Annotated in this window: 17 protein-coding genes; 9 read left to right on the top strand and 8 right to left on the bottom strand. The window is 41.5% G+C overall.

Annotated elements, in window-relative coordinates; translation table 11 throughout:
* Positions 1–50: 50 nt before the first annotated feature.
* Entirely contained in the window at positions 51–758 is a 708-nt protein-coding gene (locus IPJ86_01775; protein ID MBK7886063.1) for an SDR family oxidoreductase, read from the bottom strand.
* Positions 759–826: 68 nt separating this feature from the next.
* Between IPJ86_01775 and IPJ86_01770 the strand changes: the two genes are divergently transcribed.
* Positions 827–1,384, top strand: coding sequence for a hypothetical protein (locus tag IPJ86_01770; GenBank protein MBK7886062.1), 558 nt, complete (start codon positions 827–829; stop codon positions 1,382–1,384).
* A gap of 18 nt (positions 1,385–1,402) precedes the next feature.
* On the opposite strand, the gene mtgA is transcribed toward IPJ86_01770, so the two are convergent.
* Both mtgA and IPJ86_01760 read right to left on the bottom strand, forming a co-directional pair.
* Complete coding sequence (gene mtgA / locus IPJ86_01765; GenBank protein ID MBK7886061.1) at positions 1,403–2,080, bottom strand: monofunctional biosynthetic peptidoglycan transglycosylase; 678 nt, start codon at positions 2,078–2,080, stop codon at positions 1,403–1,405.
* Between the two features lie 402 nt (positions 2,081–2,482).
* The gene (locus IPJ86_01760) at positions 2,483–3,697 is read right to left on the bottom strand and encodes a T9SS type A sorting domain-containing protein (GenBank protein MBK7886060.1); all 1,215 of its coding nucleotides are present in this window, start codon (positions 3,695–3,697) and stop codon (positions 2,483–2,485) included.
* 195 nt (positions 3,698–3,892) lie between these two features.
* Between IPJ86_01760 and IPJ86_01755 the strand changes: the two genes are divergently transcribed.
* Positions 3,893–4,243 (top strand): hypothetical protein, encoded by a 351-nt coding sequence (locus IPJ86_01755; GenBank protein ID MBK7886059.1) that lies wholly within the window; start codon positions 3,893–3,895, stop codon positions 4,241–4,243.
* A gap of 832 nt (positions 4,244–5,075) precedes the next feature.
* On the opposite strand, the gene IPJ86_01750 is transcribed toward IPJ86_01755, so the two are convergent.
* The 3 genes from IPJ86_01750 to purL form a co-directional block, all read right to left on the bottom strand.
* Complete coding sequence (locus IPJ86_01750; protein ID MBK7886058.1) at positions 5,076–5,717, bottom strand: alpha/beta hydrolase; 642 nt, start codon at positions 5,715–5,717, stop codon at positions 5,076–5,078.
* 167 nt (positions 5,718–5,884) lie between these two features.
* Positions 5,885–6,439: a hypothetical protein gene (locus tag IPJ86_01745; protein MBK7886057.1), complete on the bottom strand. Its 555-nt coding sequence runs from the start codon at positions 6,437–6,439 to the stop codon at positions 5,885–5,887.
* Between the two features lie 222 nt (positions 6,440–6,661).
* A complete protein-coding gene (gene purL, locus IPJ86_01740; protein ID MBK7886056.1) occupies positions 6,662–8,896 on the bottom strand; it encodes a phosphoribosylformylglycinamidine synthase subunit PurL in 2,235 nt (744 codons plus the stop codon).
* 125 nt (positions 8,897–9,021) lie between these two features.
* Between purL and IPJ86_01735 the strand changes: the two genes are divergently transcribed.
* The 7 genes from IPJ86_01735 (at position 9,022) to IPJ86_01705 (ending at position 16,602) form a co-directional block, all read left to right on the top strand.
* On the top strand, positions 9,022–10,338 hold the full coding sequence (locus tag IPJ86_01735; protein ID MBK7886055.1) for a hypothetical protein: 1,317 nt from the start codon (positions 9,022–9,024) through the stop codon (positions 10,336–10,338).
* Between the two features lie 5 nt (positions 10,339–10,343).
* Complete coding sequence (locus IPJ86_01730; protein ID MBK7886054.1) at positions 10,344–10,745, top strand: hypothetical protein; 402 nt, start codon at positions 10,344–10,346, stop codon at positions 10,743–10,745.
* Between the two features lie 23 nt (positions 10,746–10,768).
* A complete protein-coding gene (locus IPJ86_01725) occupies positions 10,769–11,620 on the top strand; it encodes a hypothetical protein (protein MBK7886053.1) in 852 nt (283 codons plus the stop codon).
* Positions 11,621–11,657: 37 nt separating this feature from the next.
* Positions 11,658–13,379, top strand: coding sequence for an amino acid permease (locus tag IPJ86_01720; GenBank protein MBK7886052.1), 1,722 nt, complete (start codon positions 11,658–11,660; stop codon positions 13,377–13,379).
* A 131-nt stretch (positions 13,380–13,510) separates the two neighbouring features.
* The gene (locus tag IPJ86_01715) at positions 13,511–14,269 is read left to right on the top strand and encodes an SDR family NAD(P)-dependent oxidoreductase (GenBank protein ID MBK7886051.1); all 759 of its coding nucleotides are present in this window, start codon (positions 13,511–13,513) and stop codon (positions 14,267–14,269) included.
* Entirely contained in the window at positions 14,266–15,897 is a 1,632-nt protein-coding gene (locus IPJ86_01710) for an amidohydrolase (protein MBK7886050.1), read from the top strand. The genes IPJ86_01715 and IPJ86_01710 overlap by 4 nt, the downstream gene beginning before the upstream one ends.
* Before the next feature lie 300 nt (positions 15,898–16,197).
* The gene (locus IPJ86_01705) at positions 16,198–16,602 is read left to right on the top strand and encodes a lactoylglutathione lyase (GenBank protein MBK7886049.1); all 405 of its coding nucleotides are present in this window, start codon (positions 16,198–16,200) and stop codon (positions 16,600–16,602) included.
* Between the two features lie 131 nt (positions 16,603–16,733).
* Here the strand turns inward: IPJ86_01705 and IPJ86_01700 are convergent, their stop codons facing one another.
* Both IPJ86_01700 and IPJ86_01695 read right to left on the bottom strand, forming a co-directional pair.
* Entirely contained in the window at positions 16,734–17,441 is a 708-nt protein-coding gene (locus IPJ86_01700; protein MBK7886048.1) for a hypothetical protein, read from the bottom strand.
* 89 nt (positions 17,442–17,530) lie between these two features.
* Positions 17,531–18,724, bottom strand: a complete 1,194-nt coding sequence (locus IPJ86_01695) for a DUF255 domain-containing protein (GenBank protein ID MBK7886047.1) — start codon at positions 18,722–18,724, stop codon at positions 17,531–17,533.
* Positions 18,725–18,777 lie beyond the last annotated feature (53 nt).

Below are 18,777 nucleotides of genomic sequence, written 5' to 3'. Positions count from 1 at the left end.
GTAAACATTATGACGCTGTCAATCTAAATCCATTGGTTATTTGATTTATACTAAGGCGTGCTCAAAGCGACAGGCAGAATTTTTCCGTTAAAAAACCGATGCCCGTTTAACAAGAACCAACTCACAAAATCAGCCATTTCATGTGCTTTTAACGGAGCTTCATATCCCGGAAATGCGGCGTTTAACATCTCTGTTTGAACCGCCCCTAATGCAAGGCAGTTTACTTTTATGGAAGCAGGTGCTAATTCTAAGGCCAGGCATTCCGTTAATACGGATAAAGCCCCCTTGCTGCTGGAATAAGCACTCAGGCCCGCAAATTTCACACTTCCCTGTACACCTCCTACAGAGCTGATATGAAGGATATGCGCTCCCTTAGCCGCAGTTAAAAGTGGCAACAATACTTGCGTCAGCCGGAAGGGCGCAAAGACATTGACCCGATAGCTTTGTTCCAATTCTTCCTTGCTGATTTCTCCGAAAGCCCTGTTCACCAGGAAGCCGGCATTGTGGATGATTCCATTCAAACTTTTTATGCCGGATGAATGAAGAAAATCAGCAATCACCATCGGATCTTCCTGTTCGAGATCGAAAGTTTTTATGATAATTTTTCCTCCCGATTGCTGCACCAGCTGATGCAATTTATCTGTCGTACGAGCTAAAGCGATAACTGTAGTAAAAGGTTCATGCGCTAATTTTAAAGCCGTTTCATATCCAATGCCCGAAGATGCTCCGGTAATCAGATATGTTTTAGGGTTGTCCATTCTTTGTAAATTCTTAGCTACAAAGGAAAAAAAATGATTGGATGTTGTACCTTTGATTTTGAAAGAATATGAAAAAAAGTATCATCTGCATCTGTATCCTGTTCATGGCCATTCAATTGTCGGCTCAGGATAGCGGTCCCGTTGTTGCGCCCCAGCCTGAAAAACCCCGTACGCCCCTTCGCGACCGTCTGTTTTTTGGAGGAAATATCGGATTGAATTTCGGCACCTTAACGTATATAGCCGTTTCTCCGATTATTGGTTACCGTTTGACAGATAAACTGGGGACAGGCTTAGGTCCTACTTATACCTATTTCAAAGATCACCGGGATAGAAATTACAAATACGAAACGCATACCTATGGCGGACGTACTTTTTTACAATATCAAGTCCTCGAAAGTGTGTTGCTGTATTCTGAATATGAAATGGTCAATATAGAAGTCCCCGATTTGCTCTTTACCAAATTGGTTCGTAAAAATGTCAGCAGTCTTTTTTTGGGTGGTGGATATACCCAACAATTCGGACGCAGTTCTGCTTTAACCCTGATGGTATTGTTTAATGTGATTGAAAGCGATTATCAGATTTACGAGAATCCGATAATTCGTACCGGGATTAACGTTGGATTTTAGCAGCGTTTTAAAAAGACATTAAGGCATTTCTTTCAATTCAATTTTTCCCATATGCCGTAAAATCCAGTTTCGTTTTTTAATGATGTAACGTGTCGGTTTACTGGCCGACCAGCGAATAGGATTGGGAAGAATGGCAGCGATCGTTGCGGATTCGCTTTTGGTAAGTTTGGCTGCAGGTTTATCGAAATAATATTGTGCAGCTGCTTCCGCTCCATAAACACCGGGACCCATCTCAATCACGTTCAAATACATTTCCATGATGCGTTCCTTGCTCCATAAAATTTCAATGAGAAAAGTAAAATAGACTTCCAGCCCTTTACGTACCCAGCTTCTTCCGGGCCAGAGAAAAACATTTTTCGCCGTCTGCTGACTTATTGTAGAAGCCCCTTTAACTTTCTTCCCTTTATGTTTTTCATTGTACTTTACCGCTTTCTCAATAGCATCAAGGTCGAACCCAAAATGCTCTTCAAATTTCTGGTCTTCGGCAGTGACAACTGCTAAAGGCAGGTTTGGAGATATTTCTTCCAAAGATTTCCAGTCTTTATCAATTTTACCATCTTCCATCTCAAAATAGCGAATGATCATAAGAGGTGTTGCCGGTACGGGTATAAATCTGAAAAGTAAGGTACTCAGAATGCTGATGATAAGAAATCCCAGAACGATCCGGGTAAGTAATCGAAGTACCTTTTTAATCATTAAACAAAATTACATAAAAGGTGAATACCGGGTTTTCCTGCTGTTCAGTGATGCAGACTAAACACGGAAAAGAAGTGTTCTTGGCACAGTTTGTAAAAGAGTAAAGAATATCTTAATAGATCTCACTTTTAATCTCTGAGGGTTAAATTCCTCGCTCGTCTTGAGGGATTTGTTTTTTAGTGTTGAGGTTGCGCGCGTGAGATACCCAGTTGCTTACAGTGTGAAGGTTCATTATCGAAATTTTTTAAGTGACGAACCCGTCTTAAGAATTTCGCCTAAAACAATCCCGTAGGGATGCCATTATTATAGGAACGTGAAATAAATCAAAACCAAGCCCTGTAAGGGCGACATAGGTGAGTGATAATCCAAGTAGAATAAAATAGGTCTGGCAATGAACAGAGATTAGTTCTTAATGATTTTCAAACGAGCATTTGTTTGCATATCTGATTTTAGAAAGTAAATTCCGTTGGCTAAAAGACTTATATCAATACGATTATTATTACCCGTTAGCTGGCCCTTAAATACGATTCTTCCCGAACAGTCGGAGATGCTGAAGTAATTGTTCAGGAAATTTTCCGGTGCTGAAATAAACAATTCGCCGGAAGTAGGAATTGGGAAAGCCTTCAAAGCATTTAATGTCGTTTCGTGGATAGCGCTTGTGCTGTTTTCATACTTAATGATGCTCCCTGTTTCTCCCGCGGCATAGCCATTGCCCGGATCAGAGAGATGAATGCTGTTCAGGTTAATCGTAACCGGTACATTTTGTGCGATCCAATTGGTTCCGGCATTGGTGGTCATAAGTACTTTTCCATTTTCACCGCAGATCCATCCGGTGTTCGGTGACACAAACGAAACCGATCGTAGCGGAGTGCTGAACGGAAGATTTTGTGCGTTCCAGGAAGCTCCTCCATCCGTTGTGTGATAACATCCTCCAGTTACGTAAGAGCCAACTGCCCAACCGATAGAATCTGAAACAAATTCTACATCACTGAAATGAAAAACAACACCCGTACTTAACAGTAGCCAGTTTAAACCTCCATCGATGGTTTTAAATATTCTTCCGTTATCACCGGCGGCATAACCGATAAGGGGAGATGTAAAATGAATGTTTCGAAGATAATCAAAGCCAGAAAATTGTTGGGACCAATTCAATCCTCCATCTGTGGAATGATAAATATAGCAAGTACCTTGCGTGGCATCATTTCCGATGGCCCATCCCAGTGTATCATTAATAAAATGAATGGAGTAAATCTGGAAAAGACTTGTGGTCATGGTATCCCACTTATTACCACCGTCAGTTGTTTTTAAAATAATTCCCCCCGGGATGATACCGCCACCCGCCCAACCAAGGTTAGCAGATCGGAAAAAAACAGTCAGGAGATATTTTGGAGATGAAAATTGCTGATTCCAGTTCGTTCCATTTTTTGTGGCTATGATTTTTCCTCCGTTAGCGAATGCAGTGCTGACAGCATAGGCCGTATCCGGAGATGGAGAACAGATAGATGTGATCCCATCAGTTATTCCGGAAGACATATTGGACCATTGCGCTGCTACCTCTGCAGATGGTATTCCAAAACAACATAGACTGATAATTGTAATTTTTTGTAGTGAATTCATTTAGCAATATTATTCAATTTGTTTGGCCTGTTTTCAAAGTATGATAAATGTTATGTTTTAGAGTGATAATTTCGTATTTTGTTCAAACAAATGTTTGCCTTGTTTTAATACTTTTGAAAAAAGTGGTACCAGTTAACCAGGTCTCCTGCATACTAAAAAGTTGATTCGTTTTTTGATATTAATTATATTAGCCCCATGATGAATACCAAATTACGCGAATACGAGAACTTTCATATCGTGCTATGGCTGATCAAGGATACCTGTTGGGTGCTGGATTTGAAAATTCCCGGTTTAATCATGATCCTACCCACCCTTGCTGTGGCCATCTACCTCACCTGGAAACACCGGGCCCTCAACTCTGAACTTTTTCACAACATAGCAGTGGTGAGCTGGCTTTGTGCCAATTCCATCTGGATGATCGGAGAATTTTTCTTCAACGATACCTTGCGCCCAATAGCTATTGTGTTTTTCACCATCGGTGTCATCATTGTCTTGAGCTACTATATATTTATTCGTCCGAAGGAAAAGAGGGTGGGGGCATTGTAGCTTTTTGGCTTCCGGTTTCCGGCTGCGGGCTTGGGGCAACTGGCAAAGGGTTATAATCTATCGGTTGCGTTTTTTAATCTCGTGTTGGGTAGTGTTGATTGACAAAATGGACTTTCGATGTTTTCAACTAAATCTTACCGTTCCCCCCCCCCCCCCCCTTTTCCCCTTTTTTTGGGGTTTTTTTTGGGCTCCCCCGCGCCCCCCGTTTGGGGGGTTTTTCCCTTTTTTTCCCCCGGGCCCTTTTTTTAAATTTGTCCCTTTTATTTTTTTTTTTTTTTTTTTTGTTTGTCGTTATTGGGGTTTTTTGGTGGGTTTATTTTTTTTTTTTTGGAGTCCCGCTGGAATAATTTCCCGGGCCCCCCCCCCCCCCCCCCCCCCCCCCCGCGGGGGGGGGGGGGGGGGCCGGCCCCCCCCGTTTGCTTTTTTCTCCTCCTCTTATTTTTTTTTTTTAATGCTCAGGGCCCCTGGGGCGTTTCCGGTGGGTTTTTTTTTTTTTCTCCTTTTTTTTTTTTTTAAATCCTTTTCTTTTTTTATTTTTAGGTGCGCCCCCCCCCGCCTTTGGGGCGGCTTTTTCCCCCCCCTTTGTTTGGGTGTAATTCCTTCCGCCCCCTCCCCCCCCCGTCGCCAGGTTTTGGGGTTAAGGTTTTGGGGCCCTTTTTTCCCCCGGGTGGGGTAAAATTTAATTTTTATAATTCCAATTTTTTGGGGAAAAGGTTGTTTGGGGCCCCCCTCGTGATTTCTTTGTTTGGATTTGAGCTATCAGCTGCCAGCTACCCGCTTTGCTATGTGATATGAGTGTTTTAAAGGTCATAATTGGGTAGGATTTTCATTGTCATATCTGCTGTCTTAAAATATTGTTGATTTCATCGGCCTTATTTAAGGTCATAAAGTGACCACCATCCTTGATTATCGCGTTGCATTTTACATTTTTTAATGGTAGAATTCTGTCGGCTGTCCCGTGTATATGAAAGATGTTTATGGTCTCTTTTTGATTTCTCCATTTTACCACCTTTTCAATAGCCCACTTCAAATAAACTGGATTGGTGTCCATAAGAATTTGTTTTAAAAGTTGCTTTTCAAACTTTGAACCTGTGCCAAAGAACCAATTTGTAAGAAAGGTTGAGCTTTTTAAAAAGGCTGTTGGAATAAGTTTATGAAGTCCAAGTTGTCCGGCCAAACGATAGTAAAGGGGAATTTCTTTTTTAGTCTTTACAGAAGCGATTAAAACTACTTTTTCAGTTTCAATTTGTTTTGCAATTTCAATAGCTATTAGTCCACCGAATGAAAGTCCGATTAAAGTCGGTTTTATAGTTGTAATTTGGTCAAGTAGTCGTGTTGCATAGTGCTCAATAGTTTCATTGTCTTGCGGAACAATCCATTTGATGTAAGTTGTCGAAAAGCCGGAAAAGTCAAGTCGTTGAAAGACTCTTTCATCAGCCCCCAGTCCGCTAAATATGTAAAGAGTTTTTGTCATTTCGCTTCATTATCTCTTTAGATTGACTTATTAGAAGCCAACGTTTAATTCATCGAATCACTCGATTCAGGCCTTTGCTCTAATGAGTTTAAAATATTTTTTAAAGATATTAAACTTATTTTCCTCACAAGAATTGATTCCACTATTGGTAAGTGTTCTTCCTTAAATTATTCGATGATTGCTTTAGTAATGGTTGTCTTTGTCCATATACTTATTGAAATAGCCAGACCCATTATCGTTGGCCAAACTATAAAAAAAGTTACCGGGTCGCCAAATAGATCTATGTCAAATATTTTATGTCCTTTCAAAAATATTGTCAAAAAGGGTACAGGGAGAGCAAAAAATCCTGTTATTAATAATCCTAGTAGTATATTATCAATTCGGATAAAAATACTGTTTATAAGTAATGTCAAAAGTCCGGAAATTAAACAAACAACATGAATAGAATAAGTTCCCAAAAAACTCTGACCAAGTAAAAGTCCCAATGAAACAGATGAAAAAAACAGAATTATTGTCAACAAGATACTAAGTACAAAAGCTTGGGACTTTCTTTTGGTAATTACCCTGTCTAAGTTGGTCAATGGTATTGCTATTGAATAAAAGAGAGGCACAGATAAAGTATAAATCAATTCTGATGCAGAAAAAATAAGCGGAAGTATAGCTGCCATGAAACAAGCCAAAGTTGTTAGAATTACTCTTTTAATATTAATTGAAATTTTCATAGTGTAACCAAATTGTACCTATAATTCCAGTCAAAGTAACCTTATCGCTATGAGTAGTAAAAGCCCTCTGCCCCCATCCCTCAGCCAATACACTCCTTCTATAGCCCGACACCTGTAGCCCGCAGCCCGCAGCCTGAAGCTTTCATATAAGTAAGTGGTCAAAAGCAAGTAGCCAGCAGCCAGAAGCCCGCAGCCGGTAGCCGGAAGCCGGAAGCCGGTAGCCTATGACATCATATCCCCAATCGCATGATCATACTTCTCCTTAAAAGTATGTACACTTCCATATTCTTCCTCGTCAATTACAATGGCATTTCCTCCTACTTCGCCCAGATTGGTGAAATCGATATCAGAAGCAGCGACCAGTTCAACAAAGGCGTCGAGTTTTTCGGGACTGACACTCACAACAATTCTGCCCTGCGCCTCTCCGAAAAGATAGGCGTCCTTGCGATACTCCTCGTCGGTGTCAATGCGAAATCCGAGACCGCGTGGCATTCCTGATTCCAGTAAACAAATGAATAATCCTCCATCCGAAACATCATGCGCACTTTCAATGAGATTGTTTTTGATGAGGGTTTTCACGAGATCCTGTACTAAAAATTCTTCTTCGAGGTTGAAGTAGGGAGCCGGACTATTTTTTATCTTACAATAGGAATATAAATATTCTGAAGAGGCAATATCATCCTGTGAAGCACCCAGCAGGAGGAGTACATCGCCTTCCTTTTTAAAATCCAACGTAATCTGATGATTCTTCTGCGGCAATATGCCCACCATTCCTATCGTGGGTGTGGGGAATACCGGAACTTCTCCCTGCTCATTTTTCGATTGATTGTAAAAACTGACATTTCCTCCTGTCACCGGTGTTTCAAAGCGGGTACATGCGGACGACATCCCTTTGATGGCCTGCACAAACTGCCAGTACACTTCCGGATTATAAGGGTTTCCGAAGTTCAAACAATTGGTAACTGCCGAGGGCTCTCCGCCGGAACAAACAATGTTTCGCGCAGCTTCAGCTACAGCAATGGCACAGCCCGTCTCCGGATCACTATGTACATAACGGGAATTGCAATCTACAACGAGCGCCAATGCTTTTTTCGTCCCGCGAACATCTACAATAGCGGCATCACTGGGTTTGTTGGTGCTCATATTGATGGTGCCTACCATCGAATCATACTGTGTATATATCCAGCGTTTCGAAGCAATGTTCGGATGTCTGACCAGATGGTTCATAACGGGCCGCATATCCGAAGGTACAGGAACTTTGTTGATGTCGAAGGCTTTGTTTTGGGCGATGTAGGCCGGCTCTTTGAATTCCCGCTTGTAAATAGGAGCTCCACCACCCAGAACGAGCGAATCTGCCGGGACATCAGCCAGCTGTTCTCCATGCATAAAGAAATGCAATCGCTCTCCTGCAATGACCTCGCCGATTTGTGTGCAGTTCAAATCCCATTTCTCAAAAATTTTCTCCACTTCCGCCTCACGTCCCTTTTGAACGATCACCAGCATTCTCTCCTGAGACTCACTGAGTAAAATCTCCCATCCTTTCATGTTCGGCTGTCGGGTAGGAACTTTATCCAGCCAGACATTCATACCATGCTTTCCTTTCGCGGACATCTCACTCGTAGAACAAATAATTCCGGCAGCACCCATATCCTGCATGCCTACAACTGCACCGGTCTTGATGATTTCAAGAGTGGCTTCCAGTAATAATTTCTCCATAAACGGATCTCCTACTTGTACAGAAGGTAAATCCTCATGGGAATCAGCATGCAAATCGCCCGATGCAAAGGTGGCACCATGGATACCGTCCTTGCCTGTAGAAGATCCGACAATATAAACAGGATTGCCCACACCTTGTGAAATGGCAGAGACCGTTTCACCCGCCTTTACAATGCCCACCGACATGGCATTGACTAAAATATTCACGTTGAAGGATTCATCAAAGAAAACTTCTCCTCCAACAGTAGGCACACCAAAAGCATTTCCATAATCACCAATGCCTTTCACCACACCACGCATCAGCCATTGCGTTTTTGCCAGCTCCGGATTTCCAAAGCGCAAGGAATTTAATTGAGCGATCGGTCGAGCACCCATCGTAAAAATATCGCGGTTGATACCACCAACACCTGTGGCAGCTCCCTGATAGGGTTCGATGGCGGAGGGATGATTATGTGATTCGATTTTGAATGCACAGGCCAGACCATCACCAATCGATACCAGTCCCGCGTTTTCTTCCCCGGCTTCAGCCAGCAAATGCGGACCTTTCTTTGGCAGCGTTTTTAACCAGGTGATGGAGTTTTTATACGAACAATGCTCCGACCACATCACGGAATAAATACTTAATTCGGTAAAATTGGGAACCCGGCCTAGAAATTCTTTGATCTTTTCAAATTCTTCGGGTAACAAACCCAGTTTTTTAGCAGTTTCAACCGTCGTTAGTTCTTCTGTAGCGAAAGACATTGTCTATGTGTTTTTGTATGTTATAGTGTTGATGTTGGAGGAGGGAGCATCAGCAAGGTGAATTTCTATCCTCTGCAAAAATAGTTCTTCTTCCTCTATGCCCGTAATATTTTATATTTGAGGCGATGCTTGAAGTCTTCCTCACATTCGGCTACATATTTTTAGCTATTTACTTGATTGGCAAATGGAAAATATTCATGCTGCCGGAAGTGTCCGCAAAGGTGTTCCAGCTGATGTTTATAATTAAAGTGATTGCCGCTTTTGCCTTGTATATTATTTATACTCAGTTTTATACGGACCGGGCCTATGCCGATATATTTCGCTATTATGACGATTCTGCTGTCATTTATGATACATTTCTCAACAGGCCTTATGATTTTTTCCGGATGCTGACCGGAATTGATGGTGATGCCGCCGATTTACAGGTCTATTACGATACCATGCGAAACTGGTACAATACGGACCTTGTTTTTAATGATAGCCGGACCATGATTCGCCTGAATGCATTTTTGCGTCTGTTCTCCATGGGTACCTATTTCCCGCATGCCATAGTGATGTGTTTTTTGGCGACAATAGGTCTGACAGGAATTTTCAGAGTAATGAACGACACGATAAAAGGCAGGGCATTTTTATTGATAGTGATTGTCTTTTTATTGCCATCTATGATGTTATGGACTTCAGGTATGATCAAGGAAGCATTTCTGGTTTTTGCTTTGGGAACATTGTTGTATCAGATTTCCCGGCTTATTTCCGATAAAAGTACTTCGCTACGCAGATGGGTGAGTATAGTGTTGTCTATCCTTATTCTGATCACAGTAAAGGCTTATGTTTTTTTTCTGATTATTCCGCTTCTACTCAGTTGGATAATTTCAAAATACAAACCCCTTCCTCCGGTGTTGATCAGTGGTGGTATCTATTTGATTTATTTTACGATACTTTCTATTGCTGCTCCCTTTATCACAGGGAAATCAATCCCTGTCCTCGTATCCCAAAAGCAGGCAGAATTTTATTTTGTTGCTGAAACAGAACAAGCGAAAAGTGTGGTGGAAGTCAATAGGATTCAACCGGAGTGGTGGAGTCTGATTTCAGAAGCACCGGGTGCTTTCGGCAGGACATTATTATTACCTATGCCCCGGCATGCGAATAATTTCCTGATGTGGTTTTCGGTGGCAGAGAATATTTTCATTTTGTTGTTGATGGTGTTCATGCTAATAAATATGAAGGGGGTGTTGATAAAGAATATGTCAACATTTGTTATTTCATCATTCCTGTTCGGCGTTTCGATTTTTATGCTCTCCGGCCTGGTCACACCTATTATTGGGGCGTTGGTTAGATATAAAGTGCCCGGACTTCCGTTTATAATTTTTCCGTTTACAATTTTATCGTATAAAAAGTGGATGAGTGGTTCTTTTCTGGGATGGTTTAATGGGAAGATACAGTAAAGATTATGATAGTTTTTCTACATATTCTTGTGCTGAGCATTCTATTTTACAGGACTTCATTTCTGAAAATTAAGGGAGTACCCGGTTGGTATTTGCCATGCCTGCTTTTATTAAAAGTAGCAGGAGGATTTTTTATTGCAAATTATTATATGAGCACCTATCAGGGTGGAGATATGCAGGGATATATGGCCGACACGGTTGCATTTTATAATTTATTTCTTGAAAATCCAATGCTTTTTTTTAAAATGATGATGGGAATGGAGAATGAATCCACACAACTGTTTATTAATAATCTGACCATTTGGCCCGATAACGGTTATGGCTTCCTCTTTAATGACGCCAGAACGGTTGTTAGATTTCATGCCTTGCTGAGTATTTTTCCGGTACAAATGAATGGGTACACCTGATCTGGTCAAATGTTTTATCTATCATGGGAATGGGTGCGCTGTTGCAATTTATTTTCTCCACTCGAGGAAATGAACCGCTAATACCGAAATCCGCCTTCCTTGTTTTTTTTCTTCCTAATGTGTTTATCTGGAGTTCGGCGATTTTGAAAGAACCTTTGTTATTGTTTGCGATGGGAATGACGTTGCGCTATTTTCAATTGTGGAACTATAAGCGTAAACCGGTTTATCTGATAAGTCTGCTTTTTTTTACCGGATGTTTTGTATTGATTAAATCTTTCTGGTTACTCGTATTCCTGCCGGGATTTTTTATCTGGATGTTGAAACGTGAAATGAAGAAACCCTTGCTGACGATTTCGATGTCTTACTTCCTTACGCTTGTATTTGTACTCGTTGGAGGCACTTTTTTTTCATGGTTAGATGTCCCGGCATTGCTGTTTGGTCAGCAATTAAATATGTGGAGGTTCGCGGTGTTTATGCATGCCGGTAGTCTGGTGCATCCCGTTTCTTTTGCACCTACTATCACGAGTTTTTTACTGCATATTCCCGATGCTTTTTCATTTGCATTGTTTCAACCCTGGCCCTGGCAGTTGGCAAAGTGGTACCATTTCCCTTTGTTTCTGGAGAACCTTATCTTCCCACTGATATTTTTTCTCGCCCTATATTTCGCATGGAGGAAGAGGGAGATGCCTTCCGCAGAAGTAGTCCTGGCAGCAATTGCCGGAATAATAATTTTGGTGGTCTGCGGCTTCACCACACCGGTTATCGGTAGTCTGATCCGTTTCAGAATGCCCGGTTTACTGCTCCTGATCCTTGCATTTTATTCCTGGCACTACTTCTCTTCTAAAAGTAATATTTCGAAAAAAGAGGGAAATTGAGTTTTTCTGTTTCCTTTGCATAAAATACGAAGAGACTATGAATCTTTTTCGAAAGAAAAGTATAGCGGATATCCTTAGGCAAGTGGAGTTGGATAATTCCGGAGATCAGAGTTTACTCCGAAAGCACCTTGGTGTTCGGGACCTGACTGCTCTTGGGATTGCGGCCATCATCGGTGCGGGTATCTTTAGCACTATCGGTAGTGCAAGTGCAGATGGTGGTCCGGGTGTGGTGTTTTTATTCCTCTTTACTGCGATCGCTTGTGGTTTCGCTGCCTTCTGTTACGCGGAGTTTGCCAGCCTCGTTCCGGTGAGTGGGTCGGCGTATACCTATTCTTATGTCGCCTTCGGTGAACTTTTCGCCTGGATTATCGGCTGGGCCCTGATCATGGAATATGCCATTGGAAATATTGTAGTGGCCATCTCCTGGTCGGGCTATTTCTCTACCTTGCTTGCGCATATTAAATTACCCGCTCTTGGATTTCCGGAGGGGATCATCCTTCCTGCCTGGTCGGGTATCGATTATTTTTCTGCCAAGCGTGCCTTTTCAGCAGCGCAAATTCCGGGAGCAGATCCGGCGGTGATGCTTTCAGAAGGATATAGAGCATGGATAACGGCACCGGCTATAGGCAGTTTAAAAGTTATTCTCGATATCCCTGCGCTGGTGATCAATATAATAATTACCTGGCTGGTGTATCGTGGTATGAAGGAGTCGAGGAATGCCAGCAATGCGATGGTGGCGGTGAAGCTGATAGTAGTGGTGATGGTGATCCTTGTGGGTGTGTTTTATGTAGAAGCAGAAAATTGGTCGCCCTTTCTTCCCGAGGGATGGGCAGGAGTGTTGGCCGGTGTATCCGGAGTGTTTTTCGCTTATATCGGCTTCGATGCCATTTCCACTACCGCCGAAGAATGTCATAATCCGCAACGCGATCTGCCCAGAGGAATGTTTTATGCGATTATCATTTGTACGGTTTTGTATATTTTGATTTCATTGGTGCTTACAGGTATGGTAAATTACAAGGAGTTGCGTGTAGATGATCCGCTGGCCTTTGTCTTCGGTCGCCGAGGACTCCAGTGGATGAGTGGTGTGATTGCTGTGAGTGCAGTCTTCGCTATGGCAAGTGTGATGCTGGTCTTTCAGTTAGGTCAGCCGCGAATCTGGATGAGCATGAGCCGCGATGGTTTGTTGCCGAAGAAGTTTTCTGCGATCCATCCCCGCTTCGGGACACCTTCTTTCGCCACCATCGTTACCGGACTACTCGTAGGAATCCCGATATTTTTTATTGATATGGCAACGGTAGTGGATCTTTGTTCAATTGGAACCTTGTTCGCTTTTATGCTGGTATGTGGCGGTGTGCTCATGCTGCATAAACATCAGGATTTGCCGAGGAAGTTTCGTGTGCCTTATTTCAGCGGTCAGTTTATCATGCCTGGAATTTATCTCTCCGTGATGATTTGGCTGGGCTTTTTTCAACAGCAATGGGTGCAGGAACATGTGAATCCGATAAAAAATTTAGAATCTGTTCCGAATTTTATCTTCTTCCTCATCTTTGCTATACTTTCTTTTTACAGCTTTACCCGAAAACTATCGCTCATCCCTGTGGCCGGAATCCTGACTTGCCTTTATCTGATGGCGCAAATACATGTACACCAATGGATCGGATTTTCGATATGGCTGGTCATCGGTTTAGTGCTCTATTTCAGTTTCGGCTATAGTCATAGTAAGCTGAGTAAGACGATCAAGCCGGAGAGGATATTCTGAGATGAAGTGGTCAATTTCGATTCGTTTTTCGTCATGCGTTCTGGTGTAGATGTATGGAAGTTTCGTTTTATTAATTTCCGATATTTGCAAAACTGTATTTAATCATTAATCAACTTTATACTTTAGAATTCATTACTATGATAACTCTGATAACCGGCGCTACTTCAGGATTTGGTCGTGCCATAGCTTTGAAATTTGCCGAGCATGGCAGTGATCTGATAATTACCGGCCGTCGTAAAGGGAAGCTGGAAGAGCTCGAGCATATTATCAAGGATACCTATGATGTGAAAGTGTTTTCACTCTGTTTCGATGTGCGGAATCATGAGGCAGTGAAAGAGGAGCTGGAATCGGTACCGCATTTCTGGAAGGAGATTGATGTGCTCGTGAATAATGCAGGACTCGCATCCGGAATGTCGGCTATTCATGAGGGTGAGATAGCAGATTGGGAAGTGATGATTGACACCAATGTAAAAGGATTGCTGTATGTGAGCAGAACCGTGCTTCCCTGGATGGTGGCGCGTCAGAAAGGGCATGTGATTAATATCGGTAGTACAGCCGGAAAAGATGCTTATCCGAATGGCAATGTGTATTGCGGGACGAAGTTCGCTGTGGATGCCATTACAAAATCCATGCGCATTGATCTGCTACCGCATAAAATTAAAGTAACTGCTGTGAATCCGGGTGCTGCCGAAACGGAATTTTCACTCGTACGCTTTAAAGGAGATTCCGCGAAAGCAAAATCAGTGTATCAGGGTTTTGATCCCTTGCAAGCAGAAGATATTGCGGAGATCGTTTGGTTTGCCGCCAGTCGTCCGCCGCATGTGGTGTTGAATGATATTGTTGTTACTCCATTGGCTCAAGCTAGCTCCGTATTTATTCATCGATCATGAAAAAAAATAGTTTAATACTCCTTGTTTCTTTATTTGTAGCTACTCTTCTTTCCTGCAAAACAGAGTATGCAGCAGATACTGTTTACTATAATGCAAAGGTATATACCGTAGACAGCTCCTTTGCTATTGCAGATGCGTTCGCCGTAAAGGACGGAAAAATTCTTGCAGTCGGGTCTGCTGTTGATCTGCGTAAGATGAATGCTGCAACGGAGGTTGACCTGGGAGGAAAATCAGTCTATCCCGGTTTTTACGATGCGCATTGTCATTTTTATGGCTATGGCGTCGATCTTAAAAAGATTTGGTTGATAGGCACGAATTCATTTGAAGCCATCCTTGATACGCTGGTCCTGAAGAAGGATATTAAATTTATGGGATGGATTTTCGGCAGAGGATGGGACCAGAATGACTGGGAAGTAAAAGAGTTTCCGGATAATGCAAAATTAGACTCTTTGTTTCCGGATGTTCCGGTGTTTCTCATGCGTATAGATGGGCATGCTGCACTGGTGAATTCAAAGGCCCTGGCAATTTGTGGGGTGACAGAAGATACAAAAGTAGAGGGCGGAGAATTGATAAAGAAGGGTGGTAAGCTCACCGGTTTACTCATTGATAACGCTGTTGATTTAGTAAAGCTAAAAATTCCTGAGCCCGGTAGAGAAGCGTTAATCGAAGCCTTGTTGTCGGCTCAGAAGAATTGTTTCGAAGTAGGATTAACTTCAGTGGTGGATGCCGGATTGGATGTCTCAACGATTCAGCTTATCGATAGCTTGCAAAAAGCCGGTGTCATGCAGATGCGGATGAATGCAATGGTGAGTTATAGCCCCGGTAATGTAGCGCATTATAGGAGTAGCGGGAGATATAAATCGGAGCGATTGCAGGTTTGTTCTTTTAAATTATATGCCGATGGTGCATTGGGTTCCAGAGGCGCTTGTCTGCTGCATCCTTATATGGATATGCCCGGACATCATGGATTCCTGCTGAGTAGCGTTGATTCCCTGAAACAAGCTGCGCGCGTAGCCGCTGATTTAGGCTTTCAGCTGAACACCCATTGCATTGGTGATTCGGCCAATCGGTTGTTGTTGAAAATATATAGTGATGTGCTAAAGGGAAAAAATGATTTTCGCTGGCGCATCGAGCATGCACAGGTGATGCATCCTTCCGACTTCCACCTCTTTCATGATTATTCCATCATACCTTCCGTACAACCTACTCATGCTACTTCTGATATGTACTGGGCAGGCACCAGAGTGGGGCCGGAGAGATTGAAGTCTTCATATGCCTATAAGGAATTACTAAATCAAAGAGGATTGATCGCAGCCGGTTCCGATTTTCCGGTGGAGGGCATCAATCCGCTCTATGGATTTTATGCAGCCGTGTCCCGTAAGGATCAGAAATTATTTCCTGAAAATGGATTCCAAAAGGATCAAGCCATTTCCCGCACGGAAGCCCTTCGTGCCATGACAATCTGGGCAGCCTATGCTTCCTTTGAAGAGGAGGAGAGGGGAAGTCTGGAACCGGGGAAATGGGCTGATTTTGTAGTGCTGGAGAAAGACCTGATGACCGCTCCTGAAAACGAGTTGTTCAAAATAAAAGTGCTGAATACTTATAGTGGTGGTGTAAAGGTTTTTTGATTTTTTCTTCTTTATAAATCAGCTGAACAAATAGCTAGTTCGATAGAATTAAACCTTAATTGTCAATTATAAATAATCTTAGTTTTGAATTAAAGAATTTTCTGATAATTAAATCTTCTGTTTAAACGCTGCGAACGCTGCGAACCCGCCGCGAACGCTGCGTTTAAGTTTAGAATCTTTATTGCTCCGGAAAGAAATAAATTCACTCTAATTTCCTTTATACCTGCTCTTATTGTGGTTAACATAGAAAATCATTAACTTAACCGGCTGAATGCTGTTAACTGATAATTTCACCCATGAATGCAAGTACAATCATTGATACAAACGGAAATAATACTTTACGTCAGGGATCAGGATCTGAGTACTGAGTTTTATTCCATCATCCTCTCCCGTCAACCATCCCTCCATGTGCCTGGCATGACGGAGTTCATTTTATCTGATACATGTAAATTAGGATTAATGCCCAATGATGGAATAGCCAAAATCATCCATCCAAATTTACCACATCCTGAAACCGCAACAGGAATACCCCGATGTGAAATCTACTGGCTCGTAGATGATATTAATGCTGCATGTGCGCTCGCTCTCACCGCCAAAGCAAAATTAGTAAGTCCCGCTGCCCTCCGCGACTGGGGCCATCGTGTTGTCTATTTTTCAGATCCGGATGGACATGTGATTGCGTTTGCAGAGGTAGTAAAGCAATAAATAAGTTTAGATGTTTTAAGTACATAAGCTTTGAAGGAGATGGGTAGAAAGGTTTGAATTTACTCGTATAAACTTCTCTTTTGTAAATATTTGTGGAACTCCAATTTTATGATAGGACAACGTACATTGGTCTAAAAAAGAATTCCAAATCCGCTTGTTATAAGAATCCCGTTTTTCTCGATTTTCTTTTTACCGGTACTACTTAATCCATTTATGGAATAATTGCTGCCTAAATCATATGAATATATTTCCGGGGTAACATAGATTATTCCAATGGAGAATTCATATCCCCATTTCTTTTTATCAGTTTGATAAGTGCAGGAAGTCGCAAAGTGATTCTTTATAGAATTTGGCTTTATATATGTTGAAACCGTATTTTCAAAGTAGTCTGTGTTTGGAAAATTTGTTCGAGAAGAAAATGTAATGGAATAGGCTCTGACTATTTGTCTTTGAAAATCCAGATTCAAAAAGAATTTCTTATTAGCATCTTTTTTATTTAGTAAACATCGTGATCTCAAACCAATTCCCAATGCTTTATAATTTAGACTTGATAAACGATCACCATTACGAACATCACTATTAAATTCAACTTTGGTTATTCCGGTTGTTATGGATAATAGGGGGCCAAGTTCAATTCTATCATAAATTTTCCAAAAGTTACAATAGTTTATTGAAAATAAGTAATATATTAATCTTCCATTTGCATTATTGACCGGAAATTGTATTTGATCATTGGAAGGTATAATACCGGAAATTGAAATATCATTATTTAATGTATTTTGCCCACTGCATTTAATATTCAAAGCAAATAATAAGATGAAGAAGGTTTTTCGTAACACTTTTAATTGTTTTGTTAAAATAATTACATTAGGAGTCTCGTGTATAAAGAACCTTGAAATTAATCATATGTGCTATTCTTGGAAAAATTTCATTCCACACTCTTCATCTCCTCAATCTTCTCCAACAGTAAACTGGACTGTTTATAATCCACATTGGCTTTTTTTGCGAGGTCAATGGTATGTTTGCAGGCGGTCAGGGCAGGCTCTTTTTTTCCGAGTTTGAAATAGATGCCTGAAAGCGTATGGTTGTTACGGATATTATCTTGCAGGGAAACTGCTTTTACTGCCCAGGTTTCTGCTTTCGCCAATAATTCTTTATCCGTTATCCGTTCATAAAAATTATACGCGACTTCATTTAACCGTCGGTAATCTTCCATGCAATATTTTTCAATGAAGGGCACGGCTTCGAGTTGATAGTTTTTCCAATCGGATCTCATCTTATGTCGGTTCAATGAAGCATAAGCAATGATTTTTTCAGAGAGATCTAATTCCGATTTGCGGAGTTTCTCTACCATCGTGTTGTAGCCGGAAGTATCTAATTTCTGAACACGATTCATTAAAGCAGAATTGTAAAGTGAGATGATTTTATTATCAATACTGTAAGCAGTGTAAATTTTAGCGTACTCTTCCCGTAAATACATGACTTTTTGAAAAGAGGTCGTTTCCACTTCTTTGAAGAGATCGTACATGATTCTCCAGTTCTCATGTTTCAACATCTCCTTATCACTCAACCCGCTGAGATAAGCGTTGATCGTTACCTGATTATCCAATCCCGCTTTTTCGAGCATCTTCATATAGGTCGTGATCTCTTCGATATTGGCTTTTTTGTCGAAGTATTTTCTTTCAAACGTACGCAGTTGTTTGGTGGTGTCCAGTGCATCTTTTCCTAACTGAAGAAACTCAGCAATGTTTTTCTTCCCCGCCGAGCGATGCATCATCACTGTATTGTTATAGTCGAAGAAAACATGTGTGGGATAGTTTTTAATTTTAATTTTTTTATTGAACTCCCTTCCCTCTTTTTCCATATCCATTTTAATGCAGACATAGTTTTTGTTATAGTACGCCGCCACCTCCTGATCTTTATAAACACTATCTACCATGAATTCACAAAAGTGACACCAGGAGGCAAAGGCATGCAGGAAGATGGGTTTCTTCTCAGCTTTCGCTTGTTGAATCGCCTGATCAAATGTGATGGCGCGGAAATTGATCCCTTCCTTTTCCTGTGCGGTAACAGAACTTGTGAAATAGAGGGTGAATAGAAGTATAAGAGAGGTCTTTTTCATGGCATAAATAACTGTACTAAATTAAATATTTTATTTTTATAGTTAACGAGCGA

Source organism: Bacteroidota bacterium (assembly GCA_016713925.1).
GTDB lineage: Bacteria > Bacteroidota > Bacteroidia > AKYH767-A > OLB10 > JAJTFW01.
The sequence above is the reverse complement of the archived record's forward strand: the minus strand, read 5'-3'. Positions and strand labels throughout refer to the sequence as shown.